The following is a 19,581-nucleotide window of genomic DNA, read 5'->3' as shown; positions in this document are numbered from 1 at the left end:
CGGGGTGTCGGGGTTGGCCGGGGTACAACGTGGTGGCTTCCCCATCGGCCATGCCGGTTTTCGCGCTCGCGAAGTATAGAATCTCGGGCGCGGCTGCGACAGGTAAAACATGCAGGCAACAAAAAAGGGACCCGGCTAGCCGAATCCCTTTTCTTGTTTACTACCAGCTGCGCTGATTAGGCGCCAACCACCGTAACCTTCACGTTGGCCGTTACGTCGTGGTGCAGAGCAATGACCACATCGTATTCGCCGATGGCCTTGAACGGGCCTTCTGGCAGACGCACTTCCATCTTCACCACCGGCACGCCAGCAGCGGAAATGGCTTCAGCGATGTCGTGGTTGGTGACGGAACCGAACAGACGGCCATCCACACCAGCCTTTTGCGAGATGGTGACAGCGAAGTCGACCAGCTTCTCGGCACGGGCTTGGGCACCAGCCAGGATCTCGGCTTGTTGCTTTTCCAGATCGGCACGGCGGGCTTCAAAAGCCTTCAGGTTAGCGTCGGTTGCACGCTTGGCCTTGCCTTGGGGGATCAGGAAGTTACGGGCGTAGCCATCCTTGACCTTGACGATGTCGCCCAGGGTACCCAGGTTTGCGACTTTTTCGAGCAGAATGATTTGCATGTTGGCGGCTCCGGCTTAGTGCTTGTCGGTGTAAGGCATCAGCGCCAGGAAGCGCGCGCGCTTGATGGCGTCGGACAACTGACGCTGATAGCGGGCCTTGGTGCCAGTGATACGAGCCGGGATGATCTTGCCGTTCTCGTTGATGAAATCCTTCAGCAAGTTGACGTCTTTGTAATCAACTTCCTTGATGCCTTCGGCGGTGAAGCGGCAAAACTTGCGACGCTTGAACAGATGACGGGACATGATGACCTCTTGAATTCAGAAAACTGTGGAACCGCGCACGATTTATTCGGTGACACGCTTCCAGTCGGTTATGTGCAGAACCAGGCTGTGCTTGTAGCGCTGACTGCGTCCGGCCAGGAAACCCTTGATCAGGATTTCCGACCCCTCCGCCAGGCTCGCCAACCCCTTGGCCTTATCACCCAGGCATACACAGGGCATTTCGCACTGTATTTGCCGCTCAGCTCCGGCTTCCGTCTGGGTTGATTCATGCATGAGCTTGAATTCAACCGCCGGAATGCCGGCCGGGGTGTAACGCAAGGGCTGGAGATCGAGCACTTGGCCGTGGGCCACGACCTGGTTGCGCGCGCTCAAGCCAGTAGGCCTGATCAGGCTGCTGCCGCTTCCTTGGCTTCAGGAGCCGTGGTCAGCGACTTGGACTTCTCTTCCTTCATCATCGGCGATGCCTCAGTAACAGCACGCTCGGTCTTCAGGGTGAGGTGGCGCAGCACAGCGTCGTTGAACTTGAACGCGTGTTCCAGTTCGTCCAGGGTGCCTTGACCGATTTCGATGTTCATCAGCACGTAGTGTGCCTTGTGCATCTTTTGAATCGGGTAAGCCATCTGGCGACGGCCCCAGTCTTCGAGGCGATGGATCTTGCCGCCGTCGTTGGTAATCATCGTCTTGTAGCGCTCGATCATGGCGGGCACTTGCTCGCTTTGATCGGGATGCACGATGAACACGATTTCGTAGTGTCGCATGTGATCTCCTTGCGGATTAATCAGCCTTCCGTCATGCGGTAACGGTAAGGCAAGGTGGAAAGCCGACCATTCTAGCCGCTAAAGTGTCAACCCTGCAAGCTAATCAACGGTTTGCCTGTGCGGCCCACTATCAATGCAGCTTGATCTTGGGCCGGTGCACCCGGTCCAGCCACTCCGACAAGGTAATGAGCAAGGTACGGGTAAAGCCGGACAGCGCGAGCTGATGCTGCTTGTGCAGGCCCCAATACATCAGCTTGGCCAATTGGCCCTCTACAAACAGGCTGCCCCGCGCTAGGCTGCCCATCAGCGAGCCGACCGAAGAGTAGGTGGAAAGTGAGACCAGCGAGCCGTAGTCCTGAAAAGCAAAGGACTTCAGCGGCTTGCCCGCCAGGGCGCGCTCTATATTGCGTGCCAGCAGGGTAGCCTGCTGGTGTGCCGCCTGGGCCCGCGCCGGTACCCAGCCCCCTTGGCCATTGGGGCAGGCCGCACAATCGCCAAAGGCAAAGATGCGTTCATCGCGCGTGGTCTGCAGCGTAGGTGCCACCAACAGCTGGTTAATGCGATTGGTCTCCAGCCCGCCAATCTCCTTGAGAAAGTCCGCCGCCTTGATGCCGGCCGCCCAGACCGTCAGGGTGCTGGGAATAAAGCTGCCGCCCGCCATGCGCACACCGGCCTCGGTCACCTCCACCACCCGCTCATTGGTATGTATCTCTATCGCCAGCTTGCGCAATTCAACGGCTGCGGCGGTCGACAGGCGCTCAGGCAAGGCGGCCAGAATGCGCTGACTGGCTTCCACCAGCACGATCTTGAGATCCTGCTCTGGGTCGATATGCTCCAGCCCAAAGCTCACCAGTACCTGCGCAGCCGCATGCAGCTCCGCCGCCAGTTCCACCCCGGTGGCGCCAGCGCCGATAATGGCCACCGTCATGCGCCCCCTGCCTGCCTCGACCGGCTGGTTGTGCGCACGCAGACAGGCGTCAATCAGGCGTTCGTGAAAGCGCCGAGCGGCATCAGGGTTATCCAGACGTATGGCGTGCTCGGCCACGCCGGGCGTGCCGAAATCATTGGTCTGGCTACCCACGGCCAGCACCAGGTAGTCGTACCCCACACGCTGGGCAGCGATGATCTCCCGGCCATCGGCATCCAGCAGCGGCGCTATCAGGATTTCCCGCGCTTCGCGGTCCAAGCCTGCCAGGCGACCTTGGCGAAACCGGAAGTGGTGCCAGCGTGCCTGGGCCAGATATTCAATTTCTTCAGCGTGGCTGTCATAGCTGCCCGCAGCCAGCTGGTGCAGTATGGGTTTCCAGATATGGGTACGACTGGCATCGACCAGCAGTACCTCGGCGCGCCCCCGTTTACCCAGGCGGTCGCCCAAACGGCTGGCCAACTCCAGACCCCCCGCGCCACCACCCACGATCACGATACGTGGACATCGACTGTCATCCGCCATACACCACCCCGTTGAATATATTGGACAGTGCCATTCTACCCGGTAGCGGGGCCTAGCGTTGCGAACAAAACACGGCGTAGCGGTTCTGGCTAGGCGCACAAGCGCGTGAACAGGCAACGAGGTGCAAGCCACCGACTGAAGAGGGTTTGCTGGCAGTGCCTAGGCAGGACCCAAAAGCGACCGGCCTATTTAGCGACCGACGACACAGCGGGTCACCGGCATCAGGCCACCAGCCGCATCCCGTCATACCCCACTTCCACCCCGGCCGGCATGCGCTGCGACAGGGCGTGGTACTCCAGTTCGTGGGTCATATGGATCAGCACAGTACGGCGTGCGCCTATGCGCGCTGCTGCCGCCAGCGATTGCGCCACGCCAAAGTGAGTGTGGTGAGGCTGCTCCCGCAGGCAGTCGAGCAGGAGTAGATCCAGCCCCTGTAGCAGCGCGAAGCTGGCCTCGGGTATTTCCGAGACATCCGTCAGGTAGGCGACATTACCGATGCGATAGCCATAGACCGGCCAGCGGCCATGCAATACTGGAATAGGCGTGATCTCCACCCCGCGATGGCAGAAAGCGCCATGCACGGCCGTGGTCTGCAGCGAAGGCAGCTCCCACCACGGCCCTGGTGGCAGCGTGGTGTAGTGGAAGCGTGTGTGGATGTCCGCCATGGTGTAATCGCTGCCAAACACCGGCATGGCGGCCTTGTTGACATAACAGAAGGCACGCAGGTCATCGATGCCATTCATATGGTCGGCGTGCTGGTGGGTGTAGAGCACCGCATCTACCTTGGTCAGCCCTTCCCGCAGGGCCTGGGTACGCAGATCAGGCCCGGTATCGATCAGAAAACTCAGCCCTGCCACGGTGACCACGCTGGATGCCCGGCTGCGGCGATTACGCGCATCGTCCGAGCTGCAGGTAGCGCAGTGGCAACCTATGGCCGGCGTACCTGCGCTGGAACCACACCCCAGGATCAGGACCTCGGTATTCACGCCAGCTTGCCCTCCAGCTTGAACAGGCGGGCAAAATTCGCCGTGGTGGCCGCCGCCACCTCCTCCACTGCAATACCGCGCAGGTCGGCAATATGCTCGGCCACGTGGCGTACCAGCGCCGGGTGGTTCTGTTTGCCACGGAAAGGCATGGGCGCCAGATAGGGCGAGTCGGTTTCGATCAGCATGCGTTCCAGCGGAATGGTGCGTGCCACTTCCTTCAGCTCTTCCGCCTTCTTGAAGGTGACGATACCAGAGAAGGAAATATAGAAATTCTGCGCAATAGCGGCATCAGCCACAGCTTGCGATTCGGTAAAGCAGTGCATCACCCCGCTGGCCTCCGCCGCATTTTCCTCGGCCATGATGCGTAAGGTATCGTCCGAAGCACTGCGGGTATGGACGATCAGCGGCTTGCCGGTCGCCCTGGCTGCCCGGATATGCACCCGGAAGCGTTCGCGCTGCCATGCCAGGTCGCCTTGCAGGCGATAGTAGTCCAGGCCTGTTTCACCAATCGCAATCACCTTGGGATGCTGTGCCAGCGCCACCAATTGCGCCACGGTAGGCTCGACTTCATCCTCATAATCAGGATGTACGCCTACCGAGGCATAGATATGCGGATAGCGCTCCGCCATGGCAATCACATTGGGCCAGTGCGGCAGATTGACCGATACACACAGCGCATGACTGACGCGATTGGTCACCATGGCGGCCATCAGCTCATCCGCGCGTTCGGCAAGCTCGGGGAAATCAATATGACAGTGGGAATCAATAAACATGCAGCTTCTATTCAATCAAGGCAGGTGGGTGCACCGGCTGGCACACCCGCCAATTCTACTGCCTCACCCCTTACTTGGGCACGAAGCGTAGGGTATGTTGTGCCGGTCCCGGCAGAAAGGGGGTCGCCTCGCCCCTCACCCAGGCGGCGTGCCCAGCCAGGAAGAATGGACTAAGCGGATGGCCGCTCTGGCCACCCGGCATATTGAATATGCCCTGTGCTTCCTGCCCAGGCGCGACCACCATGCGTTGCGACGCACCAAACGCCGGCCCCGCCACTCTGGGCATGTGCTCATCACCAGCAAACGCATCGGCCGGTGCCGCCAGCCAAGGCTTGAGTGCAGGCAGCAGCTGGACGAAGGGATGGGCAATCCGGCTGGTATTGCGCTGCCCCCAACTGGCTTCAGAGAGCGGCCGGCCTCCGGCCGTCAGCTCGGCAATGGCCCGGTCTATGGCGGCCAACTCCAGCCCTCGCCAATCCCGTTCCTTCAACCAGCCTGCCGGCCGTTCATCCAGCAGCCGCGCCACCACCACCGGCCAACGTGGATTGGCGAGGTCGAAATCAGCCCCTGGCTCCAGCGCGCCCAATTGGGCATCCAGGCCACCAAACAGCTCGGCATACAAGGCATACAGATAGGCCCGCGTCAGCCGGTAGCCCACCGAATCCACACTGGCCCTGCCCGTCCAGCCCTCCTTGAGCAGGCGCCGGAACTCAGCCCGCTGCGGCCGTGTTGCCGTCGCACTCTGATCCAGCGCATCCAGCGCCCGCTCGCGCCAACCAGCCAGGTAGAGTGCTCTATCGTCCAGGGCCAAGCCATAGGCCGCCAGCTCATTACCCTTGCCCAAGGCTGTCAGTCCATCCCGTATCTGCCGAGCGCGAGCGCCCAGGTCGGCCCCACCGTCGCCCATGCGGCGGTAAAGCTCGCCGCCCAGCGGGCGGCTGTTGGCGGTCCACAGCTGTCCGTCTGCCGGATCATTCAGGCGTGGATAGTCGCGGGGGGACAAGCGCCCCTGCCAGCTCAGGCCTGCTGCAATCGGATAAGGAAAACTCGCTTGCGGCAAGGCCTCGCGGCCCGGCAGCATGCCCGCAATCGTCCAGCCTATATGGCCTGCGGCATCGCCTGCCACCATATTCTGCGCCGGCATGCCGGCACTATGGGCTACGGCCTGGGCGGCCACCAGATCGGCCACGCCTTCCATCTGGCGCAGGTTCAGGTTGACCGCGCCGGGTTGATGGGCAATCCAGCGCACGGCGTACCAGCGCCCTTCCACCTCACGCAAAGGCCCCTGTGAGCCCTCGGCAATCTGCATGGTCACGGCGGTACCATCCTTGACCTGCAAGGTTTCCGTATGCACCCTGGCCGTCTCCCAGCCTGCAGCTGTCTTGATACGCAAGCGCTGCGATGGGTCCCGCTCCACCTCGATCAGATCCAGATAATCGCCATAGCTATTGGTGAAGCCCCAGGCCACCCTGCCGTTGCTACCGGCCACCACTAAAGGCGCACCCGGCAGGGTGACACCGGCGATACGCCGGGTCTGTCCTTGCTCGTCAGGGTACTGCAGCACCGCGCGGTACCAGATATGCGGCAAGCGCAAGCCCAGGTGCATATCGTTGGCCACAATGGCACTGCCATGCGTGCTACGGCTCCCCGCCAGCGCCCAGCTATTGCTGCCCACTGCGCTGCGCAGGGCCAGCCCCGCCTGCTTGCCGGGGACAGGCAGCCCCAGCCACGCCGGAGCCTGCGCAGGTGTGGCTGTCGGGGGCGACACGATATCCGGCGTGTCCAGCGGAGCATCCTGGCTGCTGGACTCAGGCAGCAGATAGGCCAGTTGCTCGGCCGTACTGTGGGCCTTCAACCAGCCACGCGCCAATTCGCGTCGTTCTTGATGGCCCTGCAGATCAAAATACATGGCCCATACCACCAGCAGGCTGTCTGCAGGCTGCCATGGCGCTGGCTGGGTACGCAGCAAGCCATACTCAAAAGGCCTGGCACGCAGGGCCGACAAACCTGCGTTGACGCCTGCCGCATAGCGGTGCAGCAACTGCCTATCCGCCTCGGGCAAAGCAGCCAGGGTGCTGACCGCGCGCGCCCTGAATCGATGAAAACGATGTTCGCGGTCACTCTCGAGCGCCGCCTCGCCTATCAGCCCCGCCAGCTCGCCAGCGGCAACGCGGCGCATCAGATCCATCTGGAAGTACCGCTCCTGCGCATGCAGATAGCCCGTGGCATAAGCCACATCAAGCCGGTTACTGCCACTGACCGTAGGCACACCCAAGGCATCCCGCAAGGCTGTCACCTCCGCCGTCAGGCCGCTTGCCGGCAGCTCGCCATCGAGCTGAGCCAGACTGCCCCGCAGGAACAGCCACAGCACCAAGGCCAGCAGCAACCACGTGGCCAGGCACGCCAGCAGCAGGCGCCAGGACCAGCGCACCCATTTTCCCATCGCCATATTGCTTCCCATAGTCAACCGCCTGCAGATATCACCTTCATCCCCAGGTCTGCGTGGTTGCGCACGACAACCGGCCACAAAAAAGCCCGAACCAAGCCGGGCTTTTAATGCACATACACACCAGATTCCTACATAGTATGAGTAGTACGGTTCGACTGCAGTGCGCCACCCAACATGCCTTCAATCTTGTTGCGAGCCTGCTGCCCTGCTTCGTTATCAGAAAACTGCACCCCCACGCCTTGCGTACGGTTGCCGTGTGCCCCCGCCGGTGTAATCCAGGCCACCTTGCCCGATACCGCAATCTTGGCCGGATCATCCATCAGCTGCAGCAGCATGAAGACTTCGTCCCCGATGGTGTAGGCCTTGGCCGTGGGTATGAAGATACCGCCGCCCTTGAGAAATGGCATATAGGCGGCAAACAGGCCTGCCTTCTCCTTGATGCTAAGGGAGAGAACGCCACCGGCGCGTGGTGCGGCCGGAGCAGCGGGTTTGGGTGCTTCAGACATGCTTATCCTTTTTTATCCTTTGTTGGCCGGCCGAACCGCCTGCTGGTAGCCAAACAGCAGTTGCTCGTAAACAAGACGAGCATTCAGTGGGTGGCTGGACAGTTTCTTCGCTTCCAGCACTGTATCGTGGTAACGCATCAGCCGTACGGGGTCCAATGTCGTCGCCAGGGAGGCAAGCCGGCCCGCCTCATCGGGATAATAGCGGACAGACTGGGCAAGTCCCAAGCGCGCCAGATCATGCAACCAACGAGACAGCCAGTCTGTGACGCGTGCAACTTCCACTTTTTGCTTGTCCAGCCGCTCTGCCAGCCCCAGCGGGTCCAGCTTGCGGGGGTCGGCCAATTCGGCCAGAAAACTGCGCCGCGCCGCCGTTACACCCGCATCCGAGCGCTCTTGCGCGGCCAGTGGCGCGCCGCCCGCTTCGGCCAGATTGGCCTCGGCGTCGCTTATTCCCTGCTGCGCCAACCACGCCAGCGCCTGCTCGCGCGGTGGGATGGTCAGCGCCAGTCGACGGCAGCGGCTGCGTATGGTAGGCAAGAGGCGGCGCCATTGATGGCTGACCAGAATGAACATGGCACCGGGAGGCGGCTCTTCCAGCGTCTTCAGCAAGGCATTGGCTGCCGCCAGGTTCAGCGCCTCGGCAGGCTGTATCAAGGTCACCCTGCGTCCGGCACGGTGGGCGCTCAGATGCACGAAATCATTGAGCTCGCGCACCTGATCCACGGTAATCCAGGCCGATGCCTTCTTCTTGGGTTTGGCGTCGTCATCACCTTCCTCTTCCACCGCCGGGGTCAGCTCGCGGAAATCCGGGTGGTTGCCGGCCAGATACCAGCGGCAGGCATCACACACGCCACACGGTTTGTCGGCGGCGGTCGATTCGCACAGCAAGGATTGGGCAAGATGGCGGCCAAACGCCAGCTTGCCTATACCCGGCTCGCCAGTCAGCAACAAGGCGTGGGGCAGTCGCTCCCCCTGGCTGATCAAGGCCTGCCACTCGGCAAGCTGCCACTGATACAGCATCACGCCACTCCCATGCCGGCCAATACCTGGGCCAGATCAGCCTGTACCTCTGCTACCGGCTTGCTGGCATCCAACACCACCAGCCGCCCGTGCGAAGCCGATGCGCGGGCATGGTAGGCGGCACGTACCCGCTCAAAGAACGCATCCTGCTCACGCTCAAATCGGTCCAGTTCGCGCGCTCCCGCCAGCCGGGCACGGCTGACGGCCAGCGGCACATCGAACAGCAGGGTGGTATCCGGCTGCAGCAACCCCGCCGCCCTACCCTGCACCCATTGCTCGAGCGCCTCGAATTTTGCCAAATCCAGCCCCCTGCCGCCCACCTGGTAGGCATAGGTGGCGTCGGTAAACCGGTCGCACACTACCCAGCGCCCCTGTGCCAGCGCCGGTTCAATGACCTGGGCCAGATGCTCGCGCCGTGTGGCGAACATCAGCAAGGCCTCGGTCTCCAGATGCATGGGTTCATGCAGCAACAGCTCCCGTAGCTTTTCTCCCAGCGGCGTACCACCTGGCTCACGGGTAACCAGATGATCCACACCACGAGCGGTCAGAGCTGCGGTCAGCCAGGCCAGGTGGGTACTCTTGCCCGCCCCGTCCAGCCCCTCCAGCGAAATAAACCGGCCACGCACCATCACTTGGCTCCCAACTGGTAGCGGCGCACCGCCTGATTGTGTTCGGCCAGGGTCGAAGAGAAATACGAAGAGCCATCACCCTTGGCCACAAAGTAGAGTGCCTTGGACGATGCCGGATTGGTGGCGGCCAGCAAGGCAGCCATGCCTGGCATGGCAATCGGGGTAGGCGGCAGTCCGCCACGGGTATAGCTGTTATAGGGCGTATCGGTCTCCAGGTGGACGCGCTTGAGGTTGCCGTCAAATGCCTCGCCCAAGCCATAGATCACGGTCGGGTCCGTCTGCAGCCGCATGCCTATGCGCATGCGGTTATGGAACACCGACGAGATCATGGGCCTGTCATTGGCGGCTCCGGTCTCTTTCTCCACAATGGAGGCCAGGGTCAGTGCCTCGTAAGGCGACTGCAGCGGCAGGTTGGCAGCGCGCGCCTCCCAGGCGGCGGCCAGCTGTTTTTGCATGGCCTCATGGGCGCGCTTGAGTACCTGTATATCGGAACTCTGCTTGCCAAAATGGTAGGTATCCGGAAAGAACAAGCCTTCTGGCGACGGCGCCTTGGCGCCGATGGCTGCCAGGATGGCAGCATCGTCCATGCCCGCCGTGTCATGCCGTAGATCTGGATCCTTGGCCAGGGCTGCTTTCACCTGCCGCCAGTTCCAGCCCTCGACTATGGTCAGCGTAGCGCTGGAGACATCGCCGTCAGTCAGCTTGGCCAGCAGTTGCAACGGTGTAACGGGCTCACTGAGCTCGTAGCTACCCGCCTTGATGCGGCCCGCATCACCTGTAAGGCGAGCCAGCACCGTCAACAGCCAGGGCGATTCCACCAAGCCTTCGGCCGCCAACTGGTTGGCCGCCATGCGCATGGTGGTGCCACGCTCCAGCACAAAGGCGCGCGGGCCGCCATCGAGCGGAAAAGGCGTGTGGGCGTAGCGCCAACCATAGCCACCGATAGCCACCGCCGCCAGCAGCAACAATACACTCAGCCAAGCCAGCAAACGGCCGAGTAGCGATGCCCGCTTGGGCGAATTCTTGTTAGCACGTGCCAATTCAGCTTCCAGTTTCTCTTGGTAAAACACCGGTTATCCGGTGCGCGGTTGCTATGCTTTTTAGGCCAGCAACCCTGTATTCCATTGTGCCCGCCGCCGGCCAACCCCCAGCGCAAGCAGTGCCAAGGCAATATCCATCGCGCCGGCAAACTGCCAAGCCTGGCAGTTTGCCATCAATCGGCAGGGCCGGCACCTTGGCCGGCCACGGCCATTGCGACTCCTTGCCGGCTATCGTGAAATTTCCCAGCCGGCTTGCCTTGCTGCCGGGCAAACACTATACGCAGTAAACCGTCACTTGCATCTTGCTGGAGTCGCGCCATGTATCGCCTATTACGCCTGCTCTGTACCGCAGCCTTGGTCCTGAAGGTAGCGGCCGATCCTACGCCCTTCAACCCTGAGACAGGCTATATCGATCTGCCTTCCGTACAGGTTGGCGAGGCGGTATACAGCGTCACCCTGCGATTGATAGGTGACCGCCTGCATATCACCGCCATTGCCCCCGCCAGCGACACGGCCAATCCACTGGTATTCAATCTAGCCACCAATAGCATCCTGCTGCCAGAGGTCAGCATAGGCCTGCAGACCTATTGCGTGGAACTGCTGCTGCAAAGCGATGGCACACTCGCACTAGGGGTAGTGCAGGACTTGGGCAAGATGGCCTCGCTATACACCACCAAGGGCCCATCCACCGTCAAAGGTATGCAGTCTGTCAAAACCAAGAGTGTCAACACGGTGGGCAGCAACAAGACCTACAGCCTGACTTTTTACAACAACACGCTGATGTTTGTGACCGTCAACAACCAGAATCAGGTCACCGCCCTCAACTACCAGACTCAGGACGGCAAGCTGGAGTGGGATGCGGTCGTGGACACCCGTACCGGTATGGTCGTGACCACTCAGGGAGCCTGCCGTAACTGCAGCAAAGTCACGGTCAGCAGCGCTGGCGCCATCAGCTTCGACAACGTCGAGATGAGCGGCTTTACCAAGGGCAGCCAGAATACGCTGATACCGATAGATGACGTCTCGCTGCTGGGAGTCATTCCGTAACGCCAGCCTTCATGCGGGCAAAGAAACGCTCCACCACGCTCAACTCCCGCGTCCGCAGCATGGGCGGCAAGGCTTTCCAAATCTGCTTGCCATAGGGCTTGTCCACCAATCGGGGGTCGCAGATCATCAGCACGCCCTGGTCGGTCTCGTCCCGTATCAGACGCCCGGCCCCCTGCTTGAGCGTAATGGCTGCGCGCGGCAACTGGTATTCAATAAAGGCATTGCGTCCCGCGCGGTTGATCTTGTCTATGCGGGCTGCCAGCACCGGGTCGTCTGGCGCAGCAAAGGGCAGCTTGTCTATGACCACCAGGCGCAGCTGCTCGCCCTTTACGTCTATCCCTTCCCAAAAGGTCTGGCTGGCTACCAGTATTGCATTGGGCTGGGTACGGAAGCGCTCCAGCAACTCGGTGCGCGTACCTTCACCTTGCAGCAGCATGGGATACTGCAGCCCCATGGCTGGCAACCTGGCGTTAAGCAGATCATAGGCCTCCCGCATGGCACGCAAGCTGGTAAACAGCAGGAAGGCGTGGCCTTCGGACAACTTGATCAGTGGCAAAGCCGCCTCGATCACGGCAGCCGTGTAATCCCGGTTATTCGGGTCAGGCAAACCCTGGGGCACATAGAGCACCGCCTGCTGCTTGTAAGCAAAAGGAGATTCCCAGGCCGCCTGCTCTGCCTCCCACAAACCCATCTCGTGGGCGTAATGCTTGAAATTGCCATTCATGGCCAAGGTGGCGCTGGTAAACACCCAGGCGCGCTCTTCGTGCATCTGCTTGGCAAACAGGCGGGCGATATCCAGCGGCGTGATATTGAGCTGAAACCCCTGCGGGCTCACCTCCAGCCAGAACACCGCGTCCAGATGGCTGGCCGCTGGCTTGGCCTTGTCCGACTCAGCCTTTTCCGCTGCAACGGGTACGGCCGGCGCCGGCTCCATGCCATGACGCCAGCGCCGCAGCACGCCCAGTTGTTCGGCAGCCCGGCGGCGGCAGTTCTCCAGCCCTTCCGAGCGTTCAGCCTGGTCTACCAGCCGGTCGACCAACTCCGTCAGTTTTTCCTCCAGCACGCCCAGGGCCACGTGGAAGGCTAGGTTTTCGGCCAACTGGTGTTGCGGCGCACGCAAGGCATCCTGGCCAAACACCAGCCTGAGATCGCGCGTCGCCTTATCCAAGGCCAGCGCTGCCGCCGGTAGGTGCACATAATCCTTGGCTGCCGCCAGGGCTTCAGCGCGGCTGTCTCGTGCCAGCTCCAGCAGCGACCCTGAGGCCACCGTTTCGCCAAAAAACAGGCTGGCCACTTCGGGCAACTGGTGGGCCTCGTCGAAGATCACGGTATTGCAGCGCGGCAGCAATTCACCTGCACCCTCGTCCTTGAGCCAGACATCGGCAAAGAAAAGGTGGTGGTTCACGACCACCACATCTGCCTCCAACGCCTGCCGGCGTGCCTGCATGACAAAGCAATCTTGGTAGCTGGGGCATTCCGAGCCCAGGCAGTTGTCCCGGGTGGACACCGCGTGCTGCCAGGCTGGGGAGGACTCAGGTACGTTGGAGCAGGCCGACTTGTCGCCATCGCTGGAGGTAGCGGCAAAGCGCGCTATAGCCTGCAGGTGGATGACGTCCTCTTTGCGGGCAAAGCGCCCATCGGCCAGCGCGCGCTCCAGGTGGTAGACGCAAACATAGTTGGCGCGCCCCTTGAGCAGCGCCGTCGTGACTGGCACCTTGAGCGCAGCGCGCACCTTGGGAAGGTCGCGATGGAATAGCTGATCCTGCAGGGTCTTGGTACCGGTGGAGACGATCACCTTGCCACCAGACAGCAAGGCCGGCACCAGGTAGGCATAGGTTTTCCCGGTCCCCGTTCCCGCTTCGGCGATCAGCGGTTTTTTGTCCTTGATGGCGCGCTCTACCGCCTGGGCCATCTCGACCTGCTGGGTGCGTGGCCGATAGCCAGGCATGGCCTGGCTGAACAAGCCGCCTTCGGCAAAGACATCATCTAGGGTGGTCACGGTAGGCAGGAGGGAAGTCGATCGCGCCGCGATTCTAGCATGCCCCTTCCAACAGTCCCGCCCGCACCATGCAAAACGCCGCCTGGCAAGGGCGGCGGCGTCTAAAACATCGAGCTAACAATCTGGGCTTAAATCACTGCCCATTCAAAATAATGACGAGCGGCGGCGAGATGCAGGAGGCTCAATCAGAGGAGACTCGGCTGGTTCAGGCCGCAGCCACACCCAGCCCCTTGGTTTCCCAGGCGCCTGACCTGTCCATCACCGCCCATCCATGGCTTGAGCCTATAACCGTCGCTCAGGCTCGCACGTCAATCGCGTTACCCAGATTCGCCGGGTTGCTCGGGGGTGTAGGCAGCGCCTCAAGCAAGGCCATGGCGTTGCTCTTCTGGATATCCAGCGCCTTGCGCAAGGTCAGGATGGATGCCTGCGCCTGGGTCTTGGACATGGCCTGGTCAGAGATCGCACTAGCAGCACTGGAGATATCCATAACGTCCTTTCGGCAATACAGCCTGGGCAGAATTGCTCTTGAGCTTAGACCAGTTTCCTGGCATTTACCCCGGTCTTATCGGCTATTTCTTTCGCTTCTTTAAGACTTTCTTGGTCTTGCCCTTGGATTTCGTCACCGCCGATTTTTTCTTGCCCGTGGCCTTGCTGGCCTTGCGGCTCGCACTCTTGCTCTTGATCACCTTGCCGCGCCGGTCACGCTTGACCTCGACGGCACGCTTGGGCTTGCCCACAGGCTCGGCTGCGGCAGGAACATCACCCGGCAAAGGGGCCTCGGCCGCCACAGCAGGGGGGGCCGGCTGCACCGGCACCAACACCGATTCCGCCTGCACCGGCAATACCAGTGCCACTGAAACGCCAGCACACAAAAGCCAGCGGGAGAGAGTTAACAGCATGGACGACTCCAACCTCTTTGCAACTATTCAAAAAGCACAATCTGCCGTGCAAGCACATCTACTCAGATCCAGCGCAATCAGGCCAGATCAGCATGACGTAAGCATGCAACGGGGATGCGTAGTGTAACGACTGCCGCGACCTGCCGCAGGCTTTGTTTTGCAGCAAGCCAAAGCTCCCTATAATCGAAGGCTTTCAGCCCCATGGCGGCCACCACGTGAATCCCCTGCTAGACCGCTTACAGCCCTATCCGTTCCAGCGCCTCAAGGCCCTGCTTGCCGGTGCCGAGCATGGTGATGGCCTGCGCCATATTGACCTATCAATCGGTGAGCCCAAGCACCCTACTCCCGAACTGATCAAAACTGCCCTGCAGGCGCACTTTGGTGGGCTGGCACAGTATCCTGCCACATTGGGTTCGGCTGATCTGCGCGGTGCCATTGCCAATTGGCTGGCACAGCGCTACGGCATAGCCCGGCCCGACCCGGCGAGCGAAATACTACCTGTCAACGGCAGCCGCGAGGCGCTATTCAGCTTTGTGCAGGCGGTGATCAACCCCGGCGCTTGCGAAAAGCCGATCGTGATCTCGCCCAACCCCTTCTATCAGATCTACGAAGGAGCGGCACTGCTGGCCGGTGCCGAACCCTATTACCTGAACTGCCTGCCTGCGCAGCGCTTCCAGCCCGACTGGGACAGCGTCCCGGCTGACATCTGGCAACGTACCCAGCTGGTGTTTGTCTGCTCGCCCGGCAACCCGACCGGTGCGGTGATGTCACTGGATGACTGGCGCAAGCTGTTTACCCTGTCCGACCAGTACGGTTTTGTCATTGCCAGCGACGAATGCTATTCGGAAATCTGGTTTGACACCCCCCCGTTGGGCGCTTTGCAGGCTGCGAACCAGCTGGGGCGTGGCTACAAGCGCCTAGTCATGTTCTCCAGCCTGTCCAAGCGCTCCAATGCCCCCGGCCTACGCTCCGGCTTTGTGGCAGGTGACGCCGACATACTGGCGGGCTTCATGCTTTACCGTACTTACCACGGCTCTGCCATGTCGGCCACGGTACAGGCAGCCAGTGCCGCCGCCTGGCGTGACGAACAGCATGTGGCCGCCAACCGGGCCGAGTACCGGGCCAAATTCGAGGCCGTCGTCCCCTTGCTGGCAAAGTCACTGGGCGCCGAATGGCCCGATGCTGCCTTCTATCTGTGGGCCCAGATACCGCAACGCTATGCTGGCGACGATGCGGCTTTCTGCCGCGACCTCTACCAGCACTGCCACGTTACCGTACTGCCCGGCAGCTACCTGGCACGCGACGCGCATGGCCAGAACCCTGGTGCCGGGCGCATACGCCTTGCCCTGGTAGCCCCCCTGGCTGTTTGCATCGAGGGTGCCCAGCGCATCGCTGCCTACGCCCACTGAACCGCCACCGTATCCAAACCCCAGCCCATCGAGACCCGTACCATGACCCATCCACTACAAGCCACTATTGAAGCCGCGTTCGAGAACCGCGCCGACATCACACCAGCCAATATCACGCCAGACCTGCGCGCCGCGATAGACCAGGTCATCCTGGAGCTGGATCGCGGCCAACTGCGTGTGGCCGAGAAGAAAGACGGCCAGTGGATAGTCAACGAATGGGCCAAGAAAGCCGTCCTGCTGAGCTTCCGTGCCAATGACAATCGCGTCATGGACGGTGGCGAGACCCAATTCTTCGACAAGGTGGAAAGCAAGTTCGCCGGTTGGAGCGATGCCGATTTCCGCCACGCCGGCTTTCGGGCAGTCCCGCCTGCCATGGCCCGCCGGGGCAGCTATATCGCCAAGAACGCCGTACTGATGCCGTCTTACGTCAATATCGGTGCCTATGTGGATGAAGGCACCATGGTAGACACCTGGGCGACGGTCGGCTCCTGCGCACAGATAGGCAAGAATGTGCACCTCAGCGGCGGCGTCGGCATAGGCGGGGTACTGGAACCCCTGCAGGCCTCGCCCACCATCATCGAGGACAACTGCTTTATCGGTGCCCGCTCCGAGATCGTGGAAGGCGTGATCGTGGAAGAAGGCGCCGTCATCTCCATGGGTGTCTACATAGGCCAGAGCACCAGGATCTATGACCGCGAAACCGGCGAAGTCAGCTATGGCCGCGTACCGGCCGGCTCGGTGGTGGTGAGCGGCAACCTGCCCTCGGCAGACGGCAAGTACAGCCTCTACTGCGCCGTCATCGTCAAGAAGGTGGATGCCAAGACCCGCAGCAAGGTGGGTATCAACGAATTGTTGCGCGGTATTTGATCCCTACCCAAGCGCATGGCAAGCCAGATAGCCCACGCCTTGCGTGGGCTTTTTCATACCTGTAAAAAATCGTTGCACAACGGGCCATTTGTTGCAGAAGTGTTTCCATAACCCAACAATTGCACGTCCGTACAGATACATTGTTGTAAATATACCCATCCTCTCTTTAGGATGCCCCTGCCGTGGGAATAAGCCAGAGAGCCGTTTTGACGCCCACGGACAAATAGATGGAGACCCCATCTGCGCACATGGCCAGATCGCTACCGCAACAAGGCCGGTTCTGCACAACATCACCCCAGGGGAAGTAATCAACATGAAACTCAAGCAACTTGCTTACGCAATCAGCCTGATAGGCTTGGCCACCGCTAGCGCGGCCTATGCGGCAGACGAAGTCAAGACCGAGCGCATTCAGGTGACGGGCAGTAACATCAAGCGTGTTGCGGCGGAAGGTGCGACCCAGGTCGTTACCCTGAATCGTGAACAGATCGAACGTAGCGGCGCCACCAGCGCGGGCGAAGTGCTGCGCCTGCTGCCGGCAATCAACGGCGACGACAACTCCACCTATTCGCTGCGCCCCACCGACTCCGGTTACCAAGCTGCCAATGCGCGTGGTTCGTTCTCGGCCACCTCGGACATCCTGGTACTGGTCGATGGCCGCCGCATGCCGGTCTACCCGGAGCAAGGCCAGGTTGTCGACCTGAACAGTGTCCCCATGTCGGCCATTGAGCGCGTCGAATACCTCAACAGCGGCGCCTCCTCCATCTATGGCTCCGATGCCGTGATGGGCGTCATCAACATCATCACCCGCAAGTCGCTCGAAGGAGTGCAACTGCGTGCCCGTCTGGGCGAGACCAGCCGCAATGACGGTGCCCGCCTGCTGACCAGCATTGCCGCCGGCTACGGCAACCTGGAAACCCAGGGCTGGAACCTGATGGTCTCGGGCGAGTACGAGAAGGTGGACAACATCTTCATGCGTGACCGGAACAACACCCGCACCGCCGATCTGCGTCATCTGGGTGGTCCTGACCGTCGATTGGCGTCCTCGCCGGATGGCAACCTGCAGCGTGCCAATGGCACATGGCAGCCCCTCTCCACCTGTACCGGCAATACCCCAGCCGGCGGCGTGCCGCTACCCAGCGTAGGTCGCGGCCTGTTCTGCCCCTTCGATCCCAACTCTACCACCCAGATCCAGCCTGAAGTAGAGAGTGTCGGTCTGATGGCCAACCTGATGGTCAAGTTCGGCGAGAACCTGAACCTGCGCACCAATATGCTGTACAAGCACAAGGAATCGGGCAACTTCCTGAACCCCAACCCGCTGACCCTGGCCTTCAATGCCAACCAGAATGGCAACCCCTACAACGAGCGCGTGACCGTTGCCATACGCCCGCTAGGCCCAGGCCTGATGCGCAACAAGGACATCGAAGTTGATCTGACTCGCCTCTCCGCCACCCTGTCCGGCTCCATCAAGGATTTCGAGTGGGAAGTGAATGCCGCCAGCGGCAAGAGTGAGTACGCCGAATCCGGCTCAGGCTATTACAATGCCGCCAAATTGGCCGCAGCGCAGGCCAATGGTACGCTCAACCCCTTCAACGGCACCTTTACAGCTGCCAATGTCATGGCGCTGGGCATACTTGAAGCCCCCAAGCGGACCTCCGAGACCCAGCTGGACAGCATCGATTTCATTGCCCGTGGCGATCTGTTTGAACTGCCCGCCGGCCCGGTAGGCTTCGCCGGTGGCCTGGGCTACTTCGAGGAAACCTACAAGGACACCCCGGACCCACTGCAGGTAGCCGGCGCCCTGTTCCAGGACCCGCAACTGGCCACGGTGAACAAGAGCCGCGACAACGTTTACTATTTTGGTGAAGTCAACGTGCCGGTGATCAAGGGCCTGGACCTGGGCCTGGCCATACGCCAGGACAAATACACCGAGTTCAAGTCGCCTGTGACCAGCACCGTGTCGCTGCGCTACCAGCCCGTGACCCAGTTCCTGCTCCGTGCTTCCTATGGCGAAGGCTTCAAGGCACCCACGCTGCGTCAGCTGTATGCCACTCAGACCTCCGGCTTCCCCTCGGCCAAGGACTTCACGGGTTGCGCCATCAATGGTCAAACACCAGCACAGTGCGTCACCCGCCAGTATCAAGCACGCAGCACCTCCAACGCCTCCCTCAAGCCGGAGCAATCCGAATCGAAGACAGCAGGCTTTGTATTCGCACCCATCAAGAACCTGACCTTCTCGGTCGACTATACCCAGATCGACAAAACGGATCAGATCGAAACTCTGGTGCTGCAAGATGTACTGAGCAACCCCACCATTCCCGTTGCAGGCTACGGTACCGCTGCCAACTTGGTTACCCGTCTGCCCAATGGCCTGATCGACGAAACCGTCGCCATCATCCTGCCGCGTGCCAATCTGGCCAAGACCTCGACCAAGCTGCTCGACTTCAACATACAGGGCCGTACGCAGTTCGGTGCTACCCGTATCAGTGTCGATAACGCCCTGAACTACATCATCAGCGCCAAGAAGTCGCCGCTGCCCGGTGTGGCGCTGGCGGAATACGTGGGCCTGTCTGGCTTCCAGCGTTGGCGCAATGTGGCCTCGGTCAAGGCCGAGAACGGTCCATGGAGTGGTTCGGTCAGCGTCCGTAGCATTGCCGGTTTCGTGGATACCCTCTCCCCCAGTGCTGCGGCATCGACCCCGCACTCGCCCTCTTCCTTCACCACAGCAGATCTGTTGTTCGGCTATGGCGGTTTCATGAAGAACAGCAAGGTTGAACTGGGTGTCCGCAATGTCTTCGACCGCGCACCCACCTGGGCTGCAGCGTCCAATTCCTCGTCCAACGTGGACCTGGCGCATGATGTAACGGGTCGTTACTACTACCTCAGCCTCCAACTGGGTTTCTAGAT

At 61.1% G+C, this 19,581-nt stretch carries 19 protein-coding genes; 4 read left to right on the top strand and 15 right to left on the bottom strand.

The annotated features are described in order from the left end of the window. Window positions 1–176: 176 nt before the first annotated feature. From rplI to mltG, 12 genes are all read right to left on the bottom strand, one after another. Window positions 177–623: a 50S ribosomal protein L9 gene (gene rplI / locus QWZ03_RS10025; protein WP_284196644.1), complete on the bottom strand. Its 447-nt coding sequence runs from the start codon at window positions 621–623 to the stop codon at window positions 177–179. 15 nt (window positions 624–638) lie between these two features. After that, window positions 639–866, bottom strand: a complete 228-nt coding sequence (gene rpsR, locus QWZ03_RS10020; RefSeq protein ID WP_284196645.1) for a 30S ribosomal protein S18 — start codon at window positions 864–866, stop codon at window positions 639–641. 42 nt (window positions 867–908) lie between these two features. Next, window positions 909–1,217 carry a primosomal replication protein N gene (gene priB, locus QWZ03_RS10015; RefSeq protein ID WP_284196646.1) on the bottom strand — a complete coding sequence of 103 codons (309 nt, stop codon included), beginning with the start codon at window positions 1,215–1,217 and terminating at the stop codon, window positions 909–911. Window positions 1,218–1,231: 14 nt separating this feature from the next. Continuing rightward, window positions 1,232–1,603, bottom strand: a complete 372-nt coding sequence (gene rpsF, locus QWZ03_RS10010; protein WP_284196647.1) for a 30S ribosomal protein S6 — start codon at window positions 1,601–1,603, stop codon at window positions 1,232–1,234. Between the two features lie 130 nt (window positions 1,604–1,733). Continuing rightward, window positions 1,734–3,053: an NAD(P)/FAD-dependent oxidoreductase gene (locus tag QWZ03_RS10005; protein WP_284196648.1), complete on the bottom strand. Its 1,320-nt coding sequence runs from the start codon at window positions 3,051–3,053 to the stop codon at window positions 1,734–1,736. A gap of 221 nt (window positions 3,054–3,274) precedes the next feature. Further along, window positions 3,275–4,039 (bottom strand): MBL fold metallo-hydrolase, encoded by a 765-nt coding sequence (locus QWZ03_RS10000; protein ID WP_290332574.1) that lies wholly within the window; start codon window positions 4,037–4,039, stop codon window positions 3,275–3,277. Then, window positions 4,036–4,812, bottom strand: a complete 777-nt coding sequence (locus QWZ03_RS09995) for a TatD family hydrolase (RefSeq protein WP_284196650.1) — start codon at window positions 4,810–4,812, stop codon at window positions 4,036–4,038. The genes QWZ03_RS10000 and QWZ03_RS09995 overlap by 4 nt, the downstream gene beginning before the upstream one ends. 70 nt (window positions 4,813–4,882) lie before the next feature. Further along, window positions 4,883–7,243: a penicillin acylase family protein gene (locus tag QWZ03_RS09990; protein ID WP_308447541.1), complete on the bottom strand. Its 2,361-nt coding sequence runs from the start codon at window positions 7,241–7,243 to the stop codon at window positions 4,883–4,885. A 146-nt stretch (window positions 7,244–7,389) separates the two neighbouring features. After that, window positions 7,390–7,767, bottom strand: a complete 378-nt coding sequence (locus tag QWZ03_RS09985; RefSeq protein WP_290332573.1) for a PilZ domain-containing protein — start codon at window positions 7,765–7,767, stop codon at window positions 7,390–7,392. A gap of 12 nt (window positions 7,768–7,779) precedes the next feature. Beyond that, window positions 7,780–8,787, bottom strand: a complete 1,008-nt coding sequence (holB, locus tag QWZ03_RS09980; RefSeq protein WP_290332572.1) for a DNA polymerase III subunit delta' — start codon at window positions 8,785–8,787, stop codon at window positions 7,780–7,782. Further along, complete coding sequence (gene tmk, locus QWZ03_RS09975; RefSeq protein ID WP_505538578.1) at window positions 8,787–9,416, bottom strand: dTMP kinase; 630 nt, start codon at window positions 9,414–9,416, stop codon at window positions 8,787–8,789. The genes holB and tmk overlap by 1 nt, the downstream gene beginning before the upstream one ends. Further along, window positions 9,416–10,486 carry an endolytic transglycosylase MltG gene (mltG, locus tag QWZ03_RS09970; protein ID WP_308447540.1) on the bottom strand — a complete coding sequence of 357 codons (1,071 nt, stop codon included), beginning with the start codon at window positions 10,484–10,486 and terminating at the stop codon, window positions 9,416–9,418. The genes tmk and mltG overlap by 1 nt, the downstream gene beginning before the upstream one ends. Before the next feature lie 288 nt (window positions 10,487–10,774). Between mltG and QWZ03_RS09965 the strand changes: the two genes are divergently transcribed. Then, window positions 10,775–11,503, top strand: a complete 729-nt coding sequence (locus QWZ03_RS09965; RefSeq protein ID WP_290332571.1) for a hypothetical protein — start codon at window positions 10,775–10,777, stop codon at window positions 11,501–11,503. Here the strand turns inward: QWZ03_RS09965 and yoaA are convergent. The 3 genes from yoaA to QWZ03_RS09950 all read right to left on the bottom strand — a co-directional run bounded on the left by yoaA (window position 11,493) and on the right by QWZ03_RS09950 (window position 14,401). After that, the gene (gene yoaA / locus QWZ03_RS09960; RefSeq protein WP_290332570.1) at window positions 11,493–13,502 is read right to left on the bottom strand and encodes a DNA repair helicase YoaA; all 2,010 of its coding nucleotides are present in this window, start codon (window positions 13,500–13,502) and stop codon (window positions 11,493–11,495) included. The two genes, QWZ03_RS09965 and yoaA, sit on opposite strands and share 11 nt — an antisense overlap. Window positions 13,503–13,797: 295 nt before the next feature. Further along, a complete protein-coding gene (locus QWZ03_RS09955) occupies window positions 13,798–13,989 on the bottom strand; it encodes a YjfB family protein (RefSeq protein ID WP_284196657.1) in 192 nt (63 codons plus the stop codon). 82 nt (window positions 13,990–14,071) lie between these two features. After that, complete coding sequence (locus QWZ03_RS09950; protein WP_290332569.1) at window positions 14,072–14,401, bottom strand: hypothetical protein; 330 nt, start codon at window positions 14,399–14,401, stop codon at window positions 14,072–14,074. A 215-nt stretch (window positions 14,402–14,616) separates the two neighbouring features. Between QWZ03_RS09950 and dapC the strand changes: the two genes are divergently transcribed. From dapC to QWZ03_RS09935, 3 genes are all read left to right on the top strand, one after another. Further along, complete coding sequence (gene dapC, locus QWZ03_RS09945) at window positions 14,617–15,810, top strand: succinyldiaminopimelate transaminase (protein WP_290332568.1); 1,194 nt, start codon at window positions 14,617–14,619, stop codon at window positions 15,808–15,810. A gap of 42 nt (window positions 15,811–15,852) precedes the next feature. Continuing rightward, a complete protein-coding gene (dapD, locus tag QWZ03_RS09940) occupies window positions 15,853–16,677 on the top strand; it encodes a 2,3,4,5-tetrahydropyridine-2,6-dicarboxylate N-succinyltransferase (protein ID WP_290332567.1) in 825 nt (274 codons plus the stop codon). Between the two features lie 313 nt (window positions 16,678–16,990). Beyond that, window positions 16,991–19,579, top strand: coding sequence for a TonB-dependent receptor plug domain-containing protein (locus QWZ03_RS09935; protein ID WP_290332566.1), 2,589 nt, complete (start codon window positions 16,991–16,993; stop codon window positions 19,577–19,579). Window positions 19,580–19,581 lie beyond the last annotated feature (2 nt).

It is taken from the genome of Chitinimonas viridis (assembly GCF_030409555.1).
Classification (GTDB): Bacteria; Pseudomonadota; Gammaproteobacteria; order Burkholderiales; family Chitinimonadaceae; genus Chitinimonas; species Chitinimonas viridis.
The sequence above is the reverse complement of the archived record's forward strand: the minus strand, read 5'-3'. Positions and strand labels throughout refer to the sequence as shown.